The sequence below is a fragment of the Bartonella sp. AA81SXKL genome (assembly GCF_042196945.1).
Lineage (GTDB): Bacteria > Pseudomonadota > Alphaproteobacteria > Rhizobiales > Rhizobiaceae > Bartonella.
In genome coordinates this window covers 1-1,451 of sequence record NZ_JBHIRH010000080.1, presented here as the reverse complement: position 1 = coordinate 1,451, position 1,451 = coordinate 1, and the positions used below count along the sequence as shown (strand labels likewise).

General features: G+C 44.1%; 2 pseudogenes. Both read left to right on the top strand.

Going from position 1 to position 1,451, the window contains the following annotated elements:
• Positions 1–645: pseudogene (locus ACFINZ_RS09610) on the top strand (hypothetical protein); the annotation flags it as partial.
• Positions 646–1,257: 612 nt separating this feature from the next.
• Positions 1,258–1,451 (top strand): annotated as a pseudogene (locus ACFINZ_RS09605) (hypothetical protein); the annotation flags it as partial.

Sequence of the window (1,451 nt, the reverse complement as noted above, 5' to 3'; positions counted from 1 at the left end):
CGTTATGAAGCAGAAGATTTAGGCTATGAAGAGGGGGCAGAGCCACTTCATGTTGAAAAGCAGGTTTGGCACAATAAGCGAACGGGGAAAATTGAGAAGATACCAAAGGGGATTGATCCTGGTTGGCATTCTAATCCTGGGAAACATCGGGCGCAAAATTTAAGCCGTTTTTTGAGTGATAAAGTCTCTGTGATGGGGGACAATGACAAACGCATTGCCATTGAAGATATTGTGGGTTCACCACTTTTGGAAGCCATGTTTGAAGGACGGATGCCTCGCGGGTTTATACCCATTGCACCGATACCACAAAAGGTGGGTGATGTTTTTGCAGCGGAAAATTCTCTTATTCGCTTATCCGCAGACAGTGTGAAACATATTTTGTTAGAGCATCAAGCGCGTGATCTTCACTTGGATGATTTTCGTGGCGCCATTCAAACACTCATTCGCCCCCATGGAATTATCAGGCGAAAAGGTGTACCGAGCGTTGTGTTTTTGGGTGAAAATGATGGGGTATGGTGGCGCTTAGCGGTCAAATTTGTAGCAAGCAAACAAGAATGGTGGTTGACCTCCATGCATAAAAAAAGCTCTAGAGAAATTGGACGCTTATTGGATGCGGCTGAAAAAAAGGGCGAGAGGTTGTTGTAAAGAGAACAACAGGAAGAAAGTCTTGTGTTCTTAACGGAAAAGAGGCGAGGAAAAAGAGAAGGCGTGGAGGGCGGTCAACTCCTCGCAGATCCGGTAAAACCGTCCTGGTATAACTGGCTCACGCCTCGTGGATAGAAGTAACAGTTTAAAAGTTTAAAAGCAATCTTTAAAAAAACGACTTGAGAAAAACCATGTTGGCTTTTGTGAAGAGAGTCGATGCGTGAGAAAATGAGAAGGCGTGGAGGGCGGTCAACTCCTCGCAGATCCGGTAAAACCGTCCTGGCAAAACTGGCTCACGCCTTACCTCCAATGATATAATGTTTTTAAGCCAAAAAGCAATTTTTAAAAAAAACGGCTTGAGAGAGGCTTTTTTTGTATAAGGCGATAAATTGTACCTCTAACTTCACAACGGCGCTCTATCGCCTTTGAAGTGCCTTTGAAAACGATTTTATAGGATGGTTTGGCACGGGGGTTTTTCTCACAAGGAGAAGAATAGGGAAAAGAGTGCTTTTTTGAGAAATGCTCTTTTGACTGACAGTGTCAGACTTATGGTGGGAGTAAGTTTCATGCATTGTATTGCCAGTGACAATTGTAAAGCAATAGGCAATGTGTATGGAGCAAGAATTTCACGAAGATCAAAAAGATGGGGATGCAGAAACATTTCATGCTGCGTTAATAGATCTTTGCCAAGACGCCACCGTTAGCCAAGCGCCTGAGTGGGTAGAGTTGTTGCCCAAAGCGCCCCATGTGAAGGCACGTGATGGACGACAATGGCATTATAACCCGCAAACTATTTTAAAAGCCTT